The sequence below is a fragment of the Enterobacter sp. IF2SW-B1 genome (genome assembly GCF_001743375.1).
Classification (GTDB): domain Bacteria; phylum Pseudomonadota; class Gammaproteobacteria; order Enterobacterales; family Enterobacteriaceae; genus Enterobacter; species Enterobacter bugandensis.
The window spans coordinates 58,146-75,381 of record NZ_MJAA01000003.1 but is presented as its reverse complement, the minus strand read 5'-3'; the positions used below and the strand labels follow the sequence as shown (position 1 = coordinate 75,381).

Here is a 17,236-nt window from a genome sequence, read left to right as displayed (position 1 = left end):
ACGTAACTGACACTTTATAACGCTTAAGGAGCTTCACCGTGCTTTACGTGATTTACTCTGAAGATGTCGCTGATTCCCTCGAAAAACGTCTCTCTGTTCGCCCTGCCCATCTGGCTCGCCTGCAGCTGCTCCAGGACGAAGGCCGTTTGCTGACCGCGGGTCCAATGCCTGCTGTTGACAGCAATGACCCGGGAGCCGCCGGTTTTTCTGGCTCCACGGTTATTGCTGAGTTTGAGTCTATTGAAGCGGCGCAGGCCTGGGCTGACGCAGACCCATACGTTGCGGCGGGTGTGTATGCAAAAGTGACGGTGCGACCGTATAAGAAAGTGTTCTGAGGTAAAAAGGCTCCCGCAGGAGCCTTTCTTCACATCAATGCAGTGACGCTAACCGCGCCGCAAACCCGACAAACAGCAGCCCTATCAGCCCGTTCCCCAGCTTTGCCAGTTTCTTTTTGGTTTTCAGATAACGCGTAACAAACGCCCCAGAGAAGATCAGGAAGCTCATGTACATAAAGCTAATCAGCTCAAGCGTGGTAGCGAGGATCAGGAAAGAGGTCCCGGTATTTTGCGCATTCACGTCGATAAACTGCACAAAGAACGAAACGTAGAACAGAATCGCTTTTGGATTGGTCAGGCTCAGGACGAGGGAGCGTTTCATGATCGTGCTGGCAGGCTCGGTTCCGCTCTCTTGAGCGTTATTCTGACGTGTGATCACCGACCAGAGCATTTTTCCGCCCAACCACAGCAGATAGAAAGCCCCGAGATAGCGCACGATATTAAAGAGTACGGGGGTCGTCTGGATCAATGCCGCAACACCCGCCCAGGCCAGGAACATCAATACCGCATCACCGATAAACACGCCGGTCGCGGCAAGATACCCTTTTTTCACACCGTGACCGATCCCCGTTTTCAGCACAAACAGGGTGTTTGGCCCGGGAACCAGCACGATAAAAAATGCGCCAACAACATACGTCCAGAAATTCAGTACACCAAACTCCGCAAACACCTCTCCCTCCTTTTGCTAAAAATAACCGGAATATCGCCGCAATAACGATATTCGCAAAATAAGACACAATATAATCAGCGGGCACCTTGCGGTGCCCTCATGGGTTTCAGATATCCTGGACTGCGAACAGCAACGCATTGCGGTGCCGGGTCAATCCACATTTTCTGATGGCGTGGATACGCATATTGCGGCGGGATTGTGCTTCCAGCCAACGAGCCTTGCGACGACTCACCTGTCGCAACATACGCCAGCGCCCTACTTCTGTTCTACTGCGCTTCATGTCTACAACTCTTTCTCAAACAGAGCCGCCATTATAAACCCAACCCGACAGCAAACCAGCGCTTTTACCTGGCGTTTTTATTTGCCAGATGAATCCTGATGCGTACACTCATAACAATACGCTTTCAAAAGGATTTTTTTATCTATGACAACCTTCTACACCGTGGTGAGTTGGCTGGTCATTCTGGGATACTGGCTGTTAATCGCGGGTGTGACGTTACGCATCCTGATGAAGCGCAGAGCCGTACCCTCTGCCATGGCCTGGCTTCTGATCATTTATATCCTCCCACTGGTGGGAATTATTGCCTATCTCTCTTTCGGTGAGCTTCATCTGGGTAAACGCCGTGCCGAGCGCGCGCGCGCAATGTGGCCTTCTACCGCGAAGTGGCTTAACGATCTCAAAGCCTGCAAGCATATCTTTGCAGAGGAGAACAGCAGCGTCGCCTCCTCGCTGTTTAAGCTCTGCGAGCGCCGCCAGGGGATTGGCGGCGTTAAGGGCAATCAGCTCCAGCTTCTGACGTCGTCCGATGATGTCATGCAGGCGTTAATCCGCGATATTCAGCTGGCTCGCCATAATATTGAGATGGTGTTTTATATCTGGCAGCCCGGCGGCATGGCTGACCAGGTCGCTGAATCCTTGATGGCGGCCGCACGCAGGGGGATCCACTGCCGTCTGATGCTGGACTCCGCGGGCAGCGTGGCATTTTTCCGTAGCCCTTGGGCGGGCATGATGCGTAACGCCGGTATCGAGGTGGTTGAGGCACTGAAGGTGAATCTGCTGCGCGTGTTTCTGCGCCGGATGGACCTTCGCCAGCACCGTAAAATGGTCATGATCGATAACTATATTGCCTACACCGGCAGTATGAACATGGTTGACCCGCGCTTCTTTAAACAGGACTCCGGCGTCGGGCAATGGGTGGATCTGATGGCGCGAATGGAGGGGCCGATTGCCACCTCGATGGGCATCGTTTACTCCTGCGACTGGGAGATAGAGACCGGCAAGCGTATCCTGCCGCCACCGCCGGATGGCAATATTATGCCGTTTGAAGAGGCCAGCGGTCATACAATTCATACTATCGCCTCCGGACCGGGCTTCCCGGAGGACTTGATTCACCAGGCGCTGCTGACGGCAACCTACTCCGCGCGTGAATATCTGATCATGACGACGCCCTACTTTGTCCCCAGCGATGATCTGCTGCACGCGATTTGTACCGCAGCGCAGCGCGGCGTCGATGTCAGTATCATTCTGCCACGCAAAAATGACTCCCTTCTGGTGGGCTGGGCCAGCCGTGCCTTTTTTAGCGAACTGCTTGCCGCCGGGGTGAAAATTTACCAATTTGAAGGCGGGCTCCTGCATACCAAGAGCGTGCTGGTCGACGGCGAATTAAGCCTGGTGGGCACGGTTAACCTTGATATGCGCAGCCTGTGGCTAAACTTTGAAATCACCCTGGTGATTGATGACGCCGGCTTTGGCGGTGACCTGGCGGCGGTTCAGGATGACTATATATCCCGCTCGCGGCTGCTGGATGCCAGGCTGTGGGTAAAACGTCCGTTATGGCAGCGAATAGCTGAACGACTGTTTTACTTCTTTAGTCCGTTGCTGTAAAACGTGCCCAACGATGTTAAACAGGTAGTCATCATGGAAATGGATCTGAACAATCGCCTGACCGAAGACGAAACGCTCGAGCAGGCCTATGACATTTTTCTCGAACTGGCGGTTGATAACCTCGATCCCGCAGACGTGATCCTCTTTAATCTGCAGTTCGAAGAGCGCGGCGGTGCCGAATTGTTCGACCCTTCAGAGGACTGGGCCGAACATGTAGATTTCGACCTGAACCCTGACTTCTTTGCCGAAGTGGTTATTGGGCTGGCTGATGAAGACGGCGGTGAAATTAACGACATTTTTGCGCGCGTCCTGCTGTGTCGTGAGAAAGACCACAAGCTGTGTCACATACTCTGGCGCGAATAATAAAAAAGGCTGCGATAGCAGCCTTTTTTATTTAATCCGGTAACGCGCTTCCGCAGCGGTTGCAAAACCGCGCGCTGTGTTCATGATCGGCCTGGTGGCAGTTCGGACATTTGCGCCGCTGTTTATGGTTCTGAAACGCGCTGCTCATGTGCGTGGTAATAAGCCCCGTCGGAATGGCAATTACCGAATACCCAATCAGAATCAGCACGGATGCCACAATCCGTCCCAGCGGCGTATGGGGCGTGATATCGCCATACCCCACGGTCGTAACGGTCACTATCGCCCAGTAGACGGAAGCGTTGAGCGTCGTGAAGCCATATTTCGGCCCTTCGATCAAATACATCAGCGCGCCAAAAACAATCATCACAATGGCAATGAACGAATAGAACAGAATAAGCTGATGGCGTGCGCTGACGATCGCGCTCCAGAATACGCGCAGCGACGGCATAAAGCGCAGTAACTTCAGAATACGCAAGACCCGAATAACGCGCATCGCTCGCCAGGCGAAAACATAGTTGAGGCTGATCTCCGGCCACAGCCACATCACATAGAGCGGCAGGATCGTCGCTAAATCAATAAAGCCCCAGAAGCTAAAGACGTACTTTGCCGGGTTGGGCCAGCAAACAACACGCAGAATATACTCTGCGGTAAAGACCAGGGTAATAATAAGTTCCAGCCAGACAAACGCATGCCATTCCTCAAATGTCAGGTGATATTGCGTCCCCACACCCGATTCAATAAAGATGACCACTACGCTCAGTAGCGCAAACAGCGCACACAGACCTTCAAAACGGCGTCCCGATACCGTTTCAGGATCGAATAAAAGATGATAGAGCCGCCGACGGGCTGAAGTGAATAAACGCGACACGGTAACCTCGCAAAAAAATAAGGGCTGACATCATGTCAGCCCTTGCGATTATAGCGGGTCTACTTTCAGGCAGGAAACCGCATGTCGGAAACTGCCCTCCAGCACCGGTCGCGTTTTCGCGCATTCCGGCCCGGCCATTGGGCATCGCGTGCGGAACACGCAGCCCGACGGCGGATTGATCGGCGACGGCAATTCCCCTTCCAGAAGCTGAATCGTTTTATTCTTTTCCAGATCCGGATCGGGGATCGGCACAGCCGACATCAGCGCTTTGGTATAAGGGTGCAGCGGGTTATGGTACACCTCGTCATAGGTTCCCAGTTCCACGGCATGGCCCAGATACATCACCAGCACGCGGTCGGAGATGTGTTTTACCACCGCCAGGTCGTGCGCAATGAAGATTAGCGACAGCCCCATTTCGCGCTGTAGTTTCTGAAGCAGGTTAACCACCTGCGCCTGAATCGACACGTCCAGCGCGGAGACCGGTTCATCACAAATAATCAGTTTCGGCTCAAGGATAAGCGCACGCGCAATGCCAATACGCTGACACTGGCCGCCTGAAAATTCATGCGGGTAACGGTTAATGAGGTTAGGCAACAACCCGACTTTGAGCATCATCGCCTTCACGCGGTCGCGGACTTCCTGACGCGGCATCTTTGGATGATAGGTGCGCAGCGGTTCGGCGATAATCTCACCGATGGTCATACGCGGGTTTAATGACGCCAGCGGATCCTGGAAAATCATCTGGATATCGCTGCGCACGTCGCGCCACTCGTCAGGCTTCATGCCCAGCAGATCTTTACCCAGCCAGGCCACTTTGCCGCCGGTGGCTTTCACCAGACCGATAATCGCACGCGCAAAGGTGGATTTACCGCAGCCGGATTCGCCCACCACGCCCAGGGTTTCCCCCTCGTACAGACGCAAGGTGACGCCATCTACCGCTTTCAGGGTCTTCGGCGGCTGCCAGAACCACTGCTTGCCATCTTTGATGTCGAAATGCACCTTGAGGTCGGCGATTTCGAGCAGCACGTTGCGTTTTTCATCTACTGCGTTCATACCAGCTCCTCCTGCGGCTTAAAGCAGGCGCGCAGACGGCCTGGGGCAAATTCTTCCAGCGGCGGCGCGCTGTTACAGATTTCCATCGCGTGCGGGCAGCGCGGCTGGAACGGACAGCCTTTCGGCAGTCGCAGCAGGTTTGGCGGGTTGCCCGGAATGGTGAGCAGGGATTCCCCTTCCGCATCAAGACGCGGTACCGCGTTCAGCAGGCCAATCGAGTACGGATGGGCTGGCTGATAGAACACGTCGCGCGCTTTGCCGTATTCCATGGTGCGCCCGGCGTACATCACCAGCACTTTGTCACAGATACCGGCAACCACGCCCAGATCGTGGGTGATCATGATAATCGCCGTGTTGAACTCACGCTTAAGCTCGTTCAGCAGGGTCATGATTTGCGCCTGCACGGTGACGTCCAGCGCGGTAGTCGGTTCATCGGCAATCAGCAGTTTTGGCCGGCACAGCAGCGCCATGGCAATCATCACGCGCTGACGCATACCGCCAGAGAACTCGTGCGGGAACATGCGCATGCGCTTGCGCGCTTCCGGCATTTTTACCGCATCCAGCATTTTAACGGACTCCTCAAAAGCTTCCGCTTTGCCCAGACCTTTGTGCAGCATCAGGACTTCCATCAGCTGCTCACCGACGCGCATATACGGGTTCAGGGAGGTCATCGGATCCTGGAAAATCATTGAGATCTGTTCGGCGCGAAGCTTGTTCAGCTCGAGCTCCGGCAGGTTAAGAATTTCGCGACCGTTGAATTTCGCCGAACCGCCAATCACGCCGTTAGCGGCCAGCAGGCCCATTAACGCAAATGCCGTCTGGGATTTTCCGGAGCCGGATTCACCCACGATCCCCAGCGTTTCCCCTTTGCTCAGGTTAAAGTTGAGATCGTTGACCGCAGTAACATCGCCGTCCGGGGTTTTAAAGGTCACGCGGAGGTCTTTAACATCCAGCAGAAGATTGCTCTGCTGCTGCGCCTGTGGCGCGGTGGCCGTTTCAATAATTGTCATGACGGCGCTCCTTAACGGTCTTTCGGGTCGAGGGCATCACGCAGGCCATCGCCGATAAAGTTAAAACAAAACAGGGTAACGACCAGGAAACCCGCCGGATAAAGCAGCAGCCACGGTGAAACTTCCATCGAGTTTGCGCCGTCGCTCAGCAGCGCACCCCAGCTGCTCAGTGGCTCCTGCGTGCCCAGCCCCAGGAAGCTGAGGAAGGATTCAAACAGAATCATGCTTGGCACCAGCAGTGAGGCATAGACCACCACCACGCCCAGCACGTTAGGCACGATATGACGAACCACGATATTACTGGTTGATACGCCCCCTACCTGCGCCGCTTCGATAAACTCTTTGCGTTTGAGGCTCAGCGTCTGGCCGCGCACGATACGCGCCATATCCAGCCAGGAAACCATCCCGATGGCCACGAAGATCAACAGGATGTTCTGGCCGAAGAAGGTCACCAGCAAAATCACGAAGAACATAAACGGGAAGGAATTCAGGATTTCCAGGAGACGCATCATCACCGAGTCTACTTTGCCGCCAAGGTAGCCGGAAAGCGCGCCGTAAAGCGTCCCCACGATCACCGCCACCAGCGCGGCGGCGATACCGACCATCAGAGAAATACGGCCACCAATCGCCACGCGCACCAGCAAATCACGGCCGGATGAATCGGTACCGAAATAGTGGCCGGACTCCATATCAGGCGCGCTGGACATCATGCCCCAGTCCGTATCGAAATAGGTAAATTGCGACAGCATCGGCGCCAGGGTGACAAACAGCGCGATGATCACCAGCACAACCAGGCTGGCGACCGCCGCACGGTTATGCATAAAGCGACGGCGCGCGTCCTGCCAGAGGCTACGACCTTCTACTTCCAGTTTTTCACTGAAGTTTTCCAGCGCCTCGCTGTTTTTCTTACTCAACATCATGGCGTGCTCCAGCGTTAGTAACGAATTTTCGGGTCGATAACGGCATAAAGCACATCGACAACGGCGTTAAAGAGAATGGTCAGTGCGCCCACGAGGATCGTGAGGCTCAGAACGAGCGAGTAGTCACGGTTAAGCGCTCCGTTTACGAACAGTTGACCAATACCCGGCAGGCCGTAAATTGTTTCGATAACCATTGAACCCGTAATGATGCCGACGAATGCCGGTCCCATATAGGAGAGCACAGGCAGCAGCGCCGGCTTGAGCGCGTGGCGGAAGATGATCCGGCGCATCGGCAGCCCTTTCGCGCGCGCGGTGCGGATGAAGTTTGAGTGCAGCACTTCGATCATTGAACCACGGGTAATACGCGCGATACTGGCGATGTAGGCCAGCGATAATGCCACCATCGGCAAAATCATGAACTTCAATGCCCCGCCGTTCCAGCCGCCCCCGGGCAGCCATTTCAGCGTGATGGCAAATATCATCACCAGCAATGGCGCGACAACGAAGCTGGGTATGACTACCCCGGTCATTGCCACCCCCATTACGGCATAATCCCATTTGGTATTTTGTCTGAGCGCGGCGATAACGCCTGCGGTGACCCCGAGAACGACGGCCAGAATGAATGCTGCAGCACCCAGTTTTGCCGAGACCGGGAAGCTGGAGGCCACCAGATCGTTAACGGAATAGTCTTTATATTTAAATGACGGTCCAAAATCACCGTGCGCCAGCTGCTTCAGATAGTTGAAGTATTGGGTGGTGATGGGATCGTTTAAGTGATACTTCGCCTCGATGTTGGCCATGACTTCTGGCGGCAACGTACGTTCACCGGTAAATGGACTTCCCGGCGCGAGACGCATCATAAAGAAGGAAATCGTAATTAGAATAAATAACGTTGGTATCGCTTCTAGACAGCGACGCAGGATAAATTTCAACATTGCCCGTACCTTCTGGCGTGTGCCTGATGAATGTTACAAAGTAGACACAGTGGGGCAAGCCAGGCTCGCCCCACGTATTGCCATTAATGCTTGATAATATAAAGATTCTTAACGGAAATATTATCCAACGGGTCTTTACCGGTATAACCCCCTACCCACGGTTTCACCAGACGGGCGTTAACGTAGTAGTAAACCGGTACAATTGCAGAGTCTTTATCGAGCTGTTCTTCTGATTTCGCGTACAGCTCTGCGCGCTGCGCATCGTCAGACACTTTCAGGGTTTCAGCGATGATCTTGTCAAACGCCGGGCTCTTATAGTGCGCCGTGTTGTTTGAACTGTCGCTGAGCATGGTGTTCAGGAATGATGTCGGTTCGTTATAGTCCGCACACCAGCCCGCACGCGCCACGTCGAAGGTCCCCTGATGACGCGTATCGAGGAAGGTTTTCCACTCCTGGTTTTCCAGCTTAACGTTCACGCCCAGGTTTTTCTTCCAGATAGACGCGACGGCAATCGCCAGTTTTTTATGCAGATCTGATGTGTTATACAGCAGGTTGAACGTCAGCGGCTTGTCTGCGGTGTATCCTGCTTCCGCCAGCAGTTTTTTCGCTTCTTCGTTACGTTTTTCCTGCGACCATTTGAACCACTCAGGCTCAACCAGTTTCATCCCATCGGTATACGGAGGCGTGTAGCTGTACGCCGGCAGATCGCCCTGGTTTTTCACTTTGTTCACGATGATATCGCGATCCAGTGCCAGCTTCAGCGCGGTACGAACGCGCACGTCGGTGAACGGTGCTTTCTGGTTGTTGATTTCGTAATAATAGGTGCACAGATATGGATCGACGTGAACTTCTTTCGGGATCTCTTTCTTCAGCTTCTGGAACAGTTCAATCGGCATGTTGTTATAGGTCATGTCGATTTCACCGCTGCGGTAGCGGTTAACGTCGGTCACTTCGGAAGAGATTGGCAGGTAGGTGACCTGATTAATCACGGTCTTCGCGTTATCCCAGTACTGCGGGTTACGCTCCAGCACCATACGTTCGTTGACCACCCAGTCTTTAAGCTTATAGGCACCATTGGTCACGATATTGGCAGGCTGCGTCCATTTTTCACCAAATTTTTCCACGGCGGATTTTGGTACCGGCGAGACGGATGGGTGAACCAGCAGCTTATAGAAGTACGGAACAGGTTCGCTCAACGTCACTTCAAAGGTATTAGCATCGATCGCCTTCACGCCCAGGTCGGTGACCGGCTTTTTACCGGCGATAATGTCATCGATATTGGCGATGTGGCCATACTGCAGATAGCTCGCATACGGAGAGGCGGTATTTGGATTCGCCAGGCGCTGCCAGCTATATACGAAATCTTCGGCGGTAACCGGTGTACCGTCGGACCATTTGGCATCTTTACGCAGATGGAAGGTCCAGACTTTGAAATCTTTATTTTCCCACTTTTCTGCCACACCCGGTGCCGGGTGGCCGTCTACGTCAGTCACCAGCAGACCTTCGAACAGGTCGCGGTTAACGTTTGACTCAGGAACGCCTTCAATTTTATGCGGATCGAGAGACTGCACTTCCGCACCGTTGTTACGCACCAGCGTCTGTTTTTCCGCCAGTTGAACACCTGCAGGAACGTCCGCAGCCATTGCAGCGTTTCCCGCGATTAGCGCAGTTAAAATCCCCGCCGCTACCAGATTTTTTTTTGTGATGATGGACATTGTGTTGGTACTCCACTCATTATAATTACTGGCTTTCGCCAGCTGTCTAATCCCCTGTTGGGGCCTGTACAGCGCAGGAGTTTTTTTTGCTGCTGTCAGGTTCTTTTTTTACTGCTTGCTATCACCGACTTTTTTATTACTGACCGCTCGTATGGCCGTCTTGCGTCGATTCTTGCCAGGCCTCCCCTGTTTGAGACCTGTGCTGGATATCTGAGAAGAGGATTATATGAAAATAATTCTCATCTACTTGTTTTAGGCTGCAAAATAGTAGGCCGGAAAGTATCAAATGGCGTAAACACGCGCCAATACATTTTGCAAATTTGTTAAGCAATTCTCTTTTACGGCCCAGGTCGTATCGTCCTGCCCAGCCCTTCCATACTTTAATCATCCTAAAAAATACTTAAAATTCAAACCAATATGGAAGATATTCCGTTCAGGCGCGTCGCTGCATTTTCATCGCGTAGTTTTGTACGAAAATTTAACAATTGATTATTATTTAGCACATTCATCTAACGAAATGTTGAAATTACTAATATCATTTCGGTTATCCCGCAGCAAGCCCAAGACTATCGTGTGAGTAAAATAACAGTGCGTTCGAAGATTTTCTGTGCAGGCAGGCTTGAGATGAATTCATAACTCTATGAAATATATGAGATGAACATTATTAGTAGAATTTATTATGACAGGTAAGCTTTTCAACTTTATTTATATGATTTGCTGATATTGATACAAAAAAAACGGCGCCGAAGCGCCGTTCTTTCATATGAAATATCAATGTAACAAGCCGGGGAAAATGCTTTTAATACCCGTGACAATGAATTCGATCCCGAGTGCCATTAACAGCAGCCCCATGATACGCGTAATAACGTTGATGCCGGTCTGCCCCAGCAGGCGTACCAGCCACGGCGCCATGCGGAATACGCCCCAGCAACAGAGTGCGAAAACGGCAATCGCGACAGAAAAACCAATCAAATGCATGAGGCTATGGTAACGCGTGCCCCAGACAATAGTTGAACTGATGGCACCCGGCCCGGCCATAAGGGGCAATGCCAACGGAACCACGCCGATACTTTCGCGGATGGCGGTTTCTGACTTTTCCTGCTTGTTCTGCTTATCCTCACCCAGCTTACCGCTGATCATGGACATGGCAATGGTCACCACCAGGATCCCGCCTGCAATGCGGAAGGAGTCAATCGAAATGCCAAAGAGCTGGAGAATGGCATCACCCAGGAAAAGCGAGGTGAGCAAAATGATTGCCACAGACAGGTTAGCGGTAAGATTGGTTTTGTTCCGGGCCGCCGCCGTCTGGTAACTGGTCATACTAATGAAGACAGGAATGATACCCACCGGGTTGACCAGGGCAAACAGACCAATAAAAAATTTGAAATACGTTGGAAAATCAAAGAGCGTTTGGATCACGTTTTGCTCCGCTTTTGCGCATGCCCGGGACAGTTACATTGTTAGGAAAAATCGCGCTGAAGATACGCTTTTTATTAGCATACTTCACCAGAAATCTGTGCCAAAACGTTAGCATTTCAGAATGTTAAACATATGTTGAGACAATGATAGCGTCACTTCCAATAGTTACTTAATTAATTAACAGTGGAAATATATCCATTAAATAACCCTGCTGAAAGGTATCAGCTTGGTGGAAAATTGATGCAGATCATGATTTCCGTACTCAGAAGTGAGTAATCTTGATTACGCCCCCAGGGAGGTCACCTGACAAAAAGGGATGATGCTAAGGTAAGGCTCTTTTAGTAAATTAGTGTACTGGAGCATAAAGTAACCCTTTGTTTTACTTTATGTAACGCAAGTCGTATTGGCACTGTCTATACTGTCTGACGTATCGAGCGCTGGTTTACTAAAAGAGTTTAAACATTATCAGGAGAGCATTATGGCTGTTACTAATATCGCTGAACTGAACGCCCTCGTCGAGCGCGTTAAAAAAGCCCAGCGTGAATATGCCAATTTCACCCAAGAACAGGTTGATAAAATCTTCCGCGCGGCCGCTCTGGCTGCTGCAGATGCTCGAATCCCTCTCGCTAAAATGGCCGTTGCCGAATCTGGCATGGGTATCGTTGAAGATAAAGTGATCAAAAACCACTTTGCTTCTGAGTATATCTACAACGCCTATAAAGATGAGAAAACCTGTGGCGTTCTGTCTGAAGACGACACCTTCGGGACGATCACCATCGCCGAACCTATCGGCATCATTTGCGGTATTGTTCCAACGACTAACCCTACTTCAACGGCTATCTTCAAATCGCTGATCAGCCTGAAGACCCGTAACGCAATCATCTTCTCTCCACATCCACGTGCGAAAGACGCAACAAATAAAGCAGCAGACATCGTTCTGCAGGCAGCAATTGCTGCGGGCGCACCAAAAGATCTGATTGGCTGGATCGACCAACCTTCTGTTGAGCTGTCTAACGCGCTGATGCATCACCCGGACATTAACCTGATTCTGGCGACCGGTGGTCCTGGTATGGTTAAAGCAGCATACAGCTCCGGTAAACCAGCAATCGGTGTAGGCGCAGGTAACACCCCCGTTGTTATCGATGAAACCGCTGACATCAAACGTGCTGTTGCGTCTGTGCTGATGTCTAAAACCTTCGATAACGGCGTTATCTGTGCATCTGAACAGTCTGTAGTTGTTGTTGATTCCGTGTACGACGCAGTACGCGAGCGTTTCGCCAGCCACGGCGGCTACCTGCTGCAGGGCAAAGAGCTGAAAGCGGTTCAGGACATCATCCTCAAAAATGGCGCGCTGAACGCTGCTATCGTAGGTCAGCCAGCCTATAAAATCGCTGAACTCGCAGGCTTTACCGTTCCGGCGACCACCAAGATCCTGATCGGTGAAGTTAAAGTTGTTGACGAAAGCGAGCCGTTTGCTCACGAAAAACTGTCTCCTACGCTTGCTATGTACCGTGCGAAAGATTTCGAAGACGCGGTAGAAAAAGCCGAGAAGCTGGTTGCCATGGGCGGTATCGGTCATACCTCATGTCTATACACCGACCAGGATAACCAGCCAGAGCGTGTTGCCCACTTCGGTCAGATGATGAAAACTGCCCGTATCCTGATTAACACCCCTGCTTCTCAGGGTGGTATCGGTGACCTGTATAACTTCAAACTCGCACCTTCCCTGACTCTGGGTTGTGGTTCCTGGGGTGGTAACTCCATCTCTGAAAACGTTGGTCCAAAACACCTGATCAACAAGAAAACCGTTGCTAAGCGAGCTGAAAACATGTTGTGGCACAAACTTCCGAAATCTATCTACTTCCGCCGTGGCTCTCTGCCAATCGCGCTGGATGAAGTGATTACTGATGGCCACAAACGTGCGCTCATCGTGACTGACCGTTTCCTGTTCAACAACGGCTACGCTGACCAGATCACCTCTGTGCTGAAAGCGGCTGGCGTCGAAACTGAAGTGTTCTTCGAAGTTGAAGCTGACCCAACCCTGAGCGTTGTACGCAAAGGTGCTGAACTGGCGAACTCCTTCAAACCAGATGTGATTATCGCACTGGGTGGTGGTTCCCCAATGGACGCCGCGAAAATCATGTGGGTTATGTACGAACATCCGGAAACCCACTTCGAAGAGCTGGCGCTGCGCTTTATGGACATCCGTAAACGTATCTACAAGTTCCCGAAAATGGGCGTGAAAGCGAAAATGATCGCCGTCACCACTACTTCCGGTACCGGCTCAGAAGTGACGCCATTCGCGGTAGTAACAGATGACGCAACAGGTCAGAAATACCCGCTGGCTGACTACGCGCTGACGCCAGATATGGCTATCGTTGATGCCAACCTGGTCATGGAAATGCCGAAGTCTCTGTGTGCGTTCGGTGGTCTGGATGCCGTGACTCACGCGCTGGAAGCCTACGTTTCTGTACTGGCGTCTGAGTTCTCTGACGGTCAGGCTCTGCAGGCTCTGAAACTGCTGAAAGAAAACCTGCCAGCGTCCTACAACGAAGGTTCTAAAAACCCTGTAGCACGTGAACGTGTCCACAGTGCAGCAACCATCGCCGGTATCGCGTTTGCGAACGCCTTCCTGGGTGTTTGCCACTCTATGGCGCACAAGCTGGGTTCACAGTTCCACATTCCTCACGGTCTGGCAAACGCCTTGTTGATCAGCAACGTTATCCGCTATAACGCCAACGACAACCCAACCAAGCAGACTGCGTTCAGCCAGTATGACCGTCCGCAAGCGCGCCGTCGTTATGCTGAAATCGCTGACCACCTTGGTCTGAGCGCACCGGGCGACCGTACTGCTGCGAAGATTGAGAAACTGCTGGCATGGCTGGAAAGTCTGAAAGCTGAACTGGGTATTCCTAAATCTATCCGTGAAGCAGGCGTTCAGGAAGCTGACTTCCTCGCTCACGTAGACAAGCTGTCTGAAGATGCCTTCGATGACCAGTGTACTGGTGCTAACCCGCGCTACCCACTGATCTCCGAGCTGAAACAGATTCTGCTGGATACCTACTACGGTCGTGAGTTCAAAGAAGGTGACGTTGCTGCTGTGAAAACAGAAGCTCCGGTCATTAAAGCTGACAAGAAAGCGAAGAAAAGCGCTTAACTGACAGCCTGAGGAAAAAACCCGCCTGTATGGCGGGTTTTTTTATGTCTGAATAACGGCGGATATTATTTTCTGTTGTCGTGCTGGATCGCCGTCAGCGAGCCTACGGACAACGCTTCCTTATAATGCTTACGACAGACCGACACATAGCGTTCATTGCCACCAATCACCACCTGCTCACCGTCCGCATAAGGTTTTCCAGCCTGGTCGAGACGAAGCACCATGCTGGCCTTGCGTCCGCAGAAACAAATAGTTTTCAGTTCAACCAGCTTATCTGACCAGGCAAGCAAATACTGGCTTCCGGCAAACAGCTCCCCGCGGAAGTCCGTACGCAGCCCGTAGCACAGAACGGGGATATCGAGCTCATCAACCACTTCAGAGAGCGCGTGCACCTGTTCACGCGTCAGGAACTGGCTCTCATCAACCAGCACGCAGTGAATGGGCTCTGACGCATGCGCAGCGCGGATATCCTCCAGCAGGTCAGTTTGCGGGTTAAACAGCCTGGCTGGCGAAGAGAGGCCTATTCTGGAACTCACCTTCCCTGCACCGAAGCGATCGTCGATTTCAGCGGTATAAACAACGGTACGCATTCCTCGTTCCTGGTAATTGTATGAGGATTGCAGCAGTGCGGTGGATTTCCCGGCATTCATTGCCGAATAGTAGAAATAAAGTTGTGCCATTGGCCGTAAAACCCTAATCAATGTGTAATATTCCCGATGATTCATTGTACCATATTTTGTCTGGTCATCAGCGACACGCCGCACAAACGATGCCGTGCTGAAAGGTGTAAAACGCCGTCTTTTCGCAAAAATAATCCGCTAAAACAGAGAGTAATGACGGTCATGCTGGTGAATTGGTTATATGGTTAACCAAACATAACACTTCTTTTTATAGTGGGATCTGCGTTCATTAAAATTCACTATTTATTAACTATTCCTGCCTTAACACCGTCGCCTGGAACTAATACAAAAGGCTGATATTTATCCGCCGAAACTATAATTCCTGCGGCAAATGTCACAAAAAAAAGATGCAAGTGGCGGGGTTAAGCAGGTTATCGTGATAACAAGCGAGACTGCCAAAGAGGAAATTTAAGTTAGCGTAATTAATAATAGCGGCTTTATTTAGTATTTTTTGAATTCCTTACATTCCTGGCTATTGCACATCTGAATTTATGGCTCTATTATTAGGTCAACAAACCACCCCCCATTATAAGTTTGAGATTACTACAATGAGCGAAGCACTTAAAATTCTGAACAACATCCGTACTCTTCGTGCGCAGGCAAGAGAATGTACCCTTGAAACGCTCGAAGAAATGCTGGAAAAATTAGAAGTTGTAGTTAATGAACGTCGCGAAGAAGAAAGCGCTGCTGCAGCTGAAATCGAAGAGCGTACGCGTAAACTGCAGCAATATCGTGAAATGCTGATTGCTGATGGTATCGATCCTAATGAATTGCTGAACAGCATTGCTGCTGCAAAAACCGGTACCAAAGCAAAACGCGCTGCCCGTCCTGCTAAATATAGCTATGTTGATGAGAACGGCGAAACTAAAACCTGGACCGGCCAGGGCCGTACTCCTGCTGTAATCAAGAAAGCTATGGATGAGCAAGGTAAACAGCTGGATGACTTCCTGATCAAGGATTAATCAAGCCGAATTCAGAAAAATCCCGCCTCTGGTGGGATTTTTTTTTGCCCGCAATTTATCACTAACATCCTCTTACACTCCGTCATAAAGCGTTATTCGGCTATTTAGTTTCGCTTACAAACAGGCTGATCATGGCGTTTTATGGGCATAAAAAAACCGGTGGGCAGCGCCACACCGGTTTCATAGATTTACGCCTGGATTATTTCTTAATACCCATACTCTCTTTGAGCCAGCCTTTAAATTCTTCACCCAGCGTATTATGGCGAATGCCGTATTCAACGAACGCCTGCATATAACCGAGCTTATTACCGCAGTCATGGCTCTTACCTTTCATGTGGTAAGCCTCAACGGTCTCTTTCTCGATCAGCATATCAATGGCATCCGTCAGCTGGATTTCATCCCCTGCTCCTGGAGGCGTTTTCGCCAGCAGTGGCCAGATTTCAGCACTCAGGACATAGCGACCCACCACTGCAAGATTAGACGGCGCTACGTCGGCTTTAGGCTTCTCTACGACACCAACCATTGGCACGCTTTCGCCTGGCTCAAGGTTCACGCCCTTGCAGTCAACCACACCGTAAGCGGTCACGTCTTCAACTGGCTCAACCATAATCTGGCTGCAGCCCGTTTCGTCAAAGCGGTGGATCATCTCAGCCAGGTTGTCCTGGGAAAGATCGGATTCGTATTCATCCAGAATCACGTCAGGCAGAATAACCGCGACGGGCTCATCACCCACAACCGGGTGTGCACACATAACCGCGTGGCCCAGGCCTTTAGCCAGCCCCTGACGAACCTGCATAATGGTGACGTGCGGAGGGCAAATAGACTGAACTTCTTCTAACAGTTGACGCTTAACGCGTTTTTCCAGCATGGCTTCGAGTTCAAAACTTGTATCGAAGTGGTTTTCGATAGAGTTTTTAGATGAATGCGTAACCAGCACAATTTCAGTAATGCCGGCCGCGATACACTCATTAACGACATACTGGATTAATGGCTTATCAACCAGAGGCAGCATCTCTTTAGGAATCGCCTTAGTTGCTGGTAACATCCTGGTCCCCAATCCCGCTACCGGGATGACGGCCTTTCTGACTTTCGAATTTAGGGCAGCCATTCAAATTCTCCTGAGCTGTTCAAGTTTTGAACTTTTATGCAATAAATAACGCGTTGAGTATATCAGCCTCGCCCCGCAGTCCGGGTCTGAAAAGAACGCGTTGCCGATGAATTAGGACAAATACGCATGAATCTGGGCAGCGATAGTAGCACTCCC

Annotated in this window: 16 protein-coding genes; 5 read left to right on the top strand and 11 right to left on the bottom strand. The window is 51.3% G+C overall.

What is annotated here, in order from left to right; translation table 11 throughout:
* The first annotated feature begins 38 nt into the window (after positions 1–38).
* The gene (locus tag A6013_RS07995; RefSeq protein WP_069732833.1) at positions 39–335 is read left to right on the top strand and encodes a YciI family protein; all 297 of its coding nucleotides are present in this window, start codon (positions 39–41) and stop codon (positions 333–335) included.
* A gap of 34 nt (positions 336–369) precedes the next feature.
* Here the strand turns inward: A6013_RS07995 and leuE are convergent, their stop codons facing one another.
* Positions 370–1,005, bottom strand: a complete 636-nt coding sequence (leuE, locus tag A6013_RS07990; RefSeq protein ID WP_028013423.1) for a leucine efflux protein LeuE — start codon at positions 1,003–1,005, stop codon at positions 370–372.
* Between the two features lie 106 nt (positions 1,006–1,111).
* Positions 1,112–1,285, bottom strand: a complete 174-nt coding sequence (locus tag A6013_RS26760) for a YciY family protein (RefSeq protein ID WP_086379783.1) — start codon at positions 1,283–1,285, stop codon at positions 1,112–1,114.
* A gap of 144 nt (positions 1,286–1,429) precedes the next feature.
* On the opposite strand from A6013_RS26760, the gene cls reads away from it, so the two are divergent.
* Together cls and A6013_RS07980 are read left to right on the top strand one after the other, a co-directional pair.
* A complete protein-coding gene (cls, locus tag A6013_RS07985) occupies positions 1,430–2,890 on the top strand; it encodes a cardiolipin synthase (RefSeq protein WP_028013424.1) in 1,461 nt (486 codons plus the stop codon).
* A gap of 33 nt (positions 2,891–2,923) precedes the next feature.
* Positions 2,924–3,253, top strand: coding sequence for an HI1450 family dsDNA-mimic protein (locus A6013_RS07980; RefSeq protein ID WP_006810881.1), 330 nt, complete (start codon positions 2,924–2,926; stop codon positions 3,251–3,253).
* A 31-nt stretch (positions 3,254–3,284) separates the two neighbouring features.
* On the opposite strand, the gene A6013_RS07975 is transcribed toward A6013_RS07980, so the two are convergent.
* The 7 genes from A6013_RS07975 to A6013_RS07945 all read right to left on the bottom strand — a co-directional run bounded on the left by A6013_RS07975 (position 3,285) and on the right by A6013_RS07945 (position 11,173).
* Positions 3,285–4,121, bottom strand: a complete 837-nt coding sequence (locus A6013_RS07975; RefSeq protein ID WP_045260682.1) for an ion transporter — start codon at positions 4,119–4,121, stop codon at positions 3,285–3,287.
* 48 nt (positions 4,122–4,169) lie between these two features.
* The gene (oppF, locus tag A6013_RS07970; RefSeq protein ID WP_041909608.1) at positions 4,170–5,174 is read right to left on the bottom strand and encodes a murein tripeptide/oligopeptide ABC transporter ATP-binding protein OppF; all 1,005 of its coding nucleotides are present in this window, start codon (positions 5,172–5,174) and stop codon (positions 4,170–4,172) included.
* Positions 5,171–6,184, bottom strand: coding sequence for an ABC transporter ATP-binding protein (locus tag A6013_RS07965; RefSeq protein ID WP_028013427.1), 1,014 nt, complete (start codon positions 6,182–6,184; stop codon positions 5,171–5,173). The genes oppF and A6013_RS07965 overlap by 4 nt, the downstream gene beginning before the upstream one ends.
* 11 nt (positions 6,185–6,195) lie before the next feature.
* Positions 6,196–7,104, bottom strand: coding sequence for an oligopeptide ABC transporter permease OppC (oppC, locus tag A6013_RS07960; RefSeq protein ID WP_028013428.1), 909 nt, complete (start codon positions 7,102–7,104; stop codon positions 6,196–6,198).
* Between the two features lie 14 nt (positions 7,105–7,118).
* Positions 7,119–8,039, bottom strand: a complete 921-nt coding sequence (gene oppB, locus A6013_RS07955) for an oligopeptide ABC transporter permease OppB (protein WP_028013429.1) — start codon at positions 8,037–8,039, stop codon at positions 7,119–7,121.
* A gap of 83 nt (positions 8,040–8,122) precedes the next feature.
* A complete protein-coding gene (gene oppA, locus A6013_RS07950; RefSeq protein WP_028013430.1) occupies positions 8,123–9,754 on the bottom strand; it encodes an oligopeptide ABC transporter substrate-binding protein OppA in 1,632 nt (543 codons plus the stop codon).
* 771 nt (positions 9,755–10,525) lie between these two features.
* The gene (locus A6013_RS07945) at positions 10,526–11,173 is read right to left on the bottom strand and encodes a YchE family NAAT transporter (protein ID WP_047368710.1); all 648 of its coding nucleotides are present in this window, start codon (positions 11,171–11,173) and stop codon (positions 10,526–10,528) included.
* A gap of 478 nt (positions 11,174–11,651) precedes the next feature.
* Here A6013_RS07945 and adhE point away from each other — a divergent pair, with 478 nt between their 5' ends.
* Positions 11,652–14,330, top strand: coding sequence for a bifunctional acetaldehyde-CoA/alcohol dehydrogenase (gene adhE / locus A6013_RS07940; RefSeq protein WP_028013432.1), 2,679 nt, complete (start codon positions 11,652–11,654; stop codon positions 14,328–14,330).
* A 65-nt stretch (positions 14,331–14,395) separates the two neighbouring features.
* Here adhE and tdk read toward each other — a convergent pair whose 3' ends face one another.
* The gene (tdk, locus tag A6013_RS07935) at positions 14,396–15,010 is read right to left on the bottom strand and encodes a thymidine kinase (protein ID WP_028013433.1); all 615 of its coding nucleotides are present in this window, start codon (positions 15,008–15,010) and stop codon (positions 14,396–14,398) included.
* Positions 15,011–15,558: 548 nt separating this feature from the next.
* Here tdk and hns point away from each other — a divergent pair.
* Positions 15,559–15,972, top strand: a complete 414-nt coding sequence (gene hns, locus A6013_RS07930) for a histone-like nucleoid-structuring protein H-NS (RefSeq protein WP_028013434.1) — start codon at positions 15,559–15,561, stop codon at positions 15,970–15,972.
* 199 nt (positions 15,973–16,171) lie between these two features.
* Here hns and galU read toward each other — a convergent pair whose 3' ends face one another.
* The gene (galU, locus tag A6013_RS07925) at positions 16,172–17,080 is read right to left on the bottom strand and encodes a UTP--glucose-1-phosphate uridylyltransferase GalU (protein ID WP_028013435.1); all 909 of its coding nucleotides are present in this window, start codon (positions 17,078–17,080) and stop codon (positions 16,172–16,174) included.
* Between the last annotated feature and the right edge of the window lie 156 nt (positions 17,081–17,236).

Excerpts from the sequence above, each read along its gene's own strand:
- A6013_RS26760 (WP_086379783.1), bottom strand. The coding sequence starts at position 1,285 with ATGAAGCGCAGTAGAACAGAAGTAGGGCGCTGGCGTATGTTGCGACAG.
- cls (WP_028013424.1), top strand. The coding sequence starts at position 1,430 with ATGACAACCTTCTACACCGTGGTGAGTTGGCTGGTCATTCTGGGATAC.
- A6013_RS07980 (WP_006810881.1), top strand. The coding sequence starts at position 2,924 with ATGGAAATGGATCTGAACAATCGCCTGACCGAAGACGAAACGCTCGAG.
- oppF (WP_041909608.1), bottom strand. The coding sequence starts at position 5,174 with ATGAACGCAGTAGATGAAAAACGCAACGTGCTGCTCGAAATCGCCGAC.
- A6013_RS07965 (WP_028013427.1), bottom strand. The coding sequence starts at position 6,184 with ATGACAATTATTGAAACGGCCACCGCGCCACAGGCGCAGCAGCAGAGC.
- oppC (WP_028013428.1), bottom strand. The coding sequence starts at position 7,104 with ATGATGTTGAGTAAGAAAAACAGCGAGGCGCTGGAAAACTTCAGTGAA.
- oppB (WP_028013429.1), bottom strand. The coding sequence starts at position 8,039 with ATGTTGAAATTTATCCTGCGTCGCTGTCTAGAAGCGATACCAACGTTA.
- oppA (WP_028013430.1), bottom strand. The coding sequence starts at position 9,754 with ATGTCCATCATCACAAAAAAAAATCTGGTAGCGGCGGGGATTTTAACT.
- adhE (WP_028013432.1), top strand. The coding sequence starts at position 11,652 with ATGGCTGTTACTAATATCGCTGAACTGAACGCCCTCGTCGAGCGCGTT.
- tdk (WP_028013433.1), bottom strand. The coding sequence starts at position 15,010 with ATGGCACAACTTTATTTCTACTATTCGGCAATGAATGCCGGGAAATCC.
- hns (WP_028013434.1), top strand. The coding sequence starts at position 15,559 with ATGAGCGAAGCACTTAAAATTCTGAACAACATCCGTACTCTTCGTGCG.
- galU (WP_028013435.1), bottom strand. The coding sequence starts at position 17,080 with ATGGCTGCCCTAAATTCGAAAGTCAGAAAGGCCGTCATCCCGGTAGCG.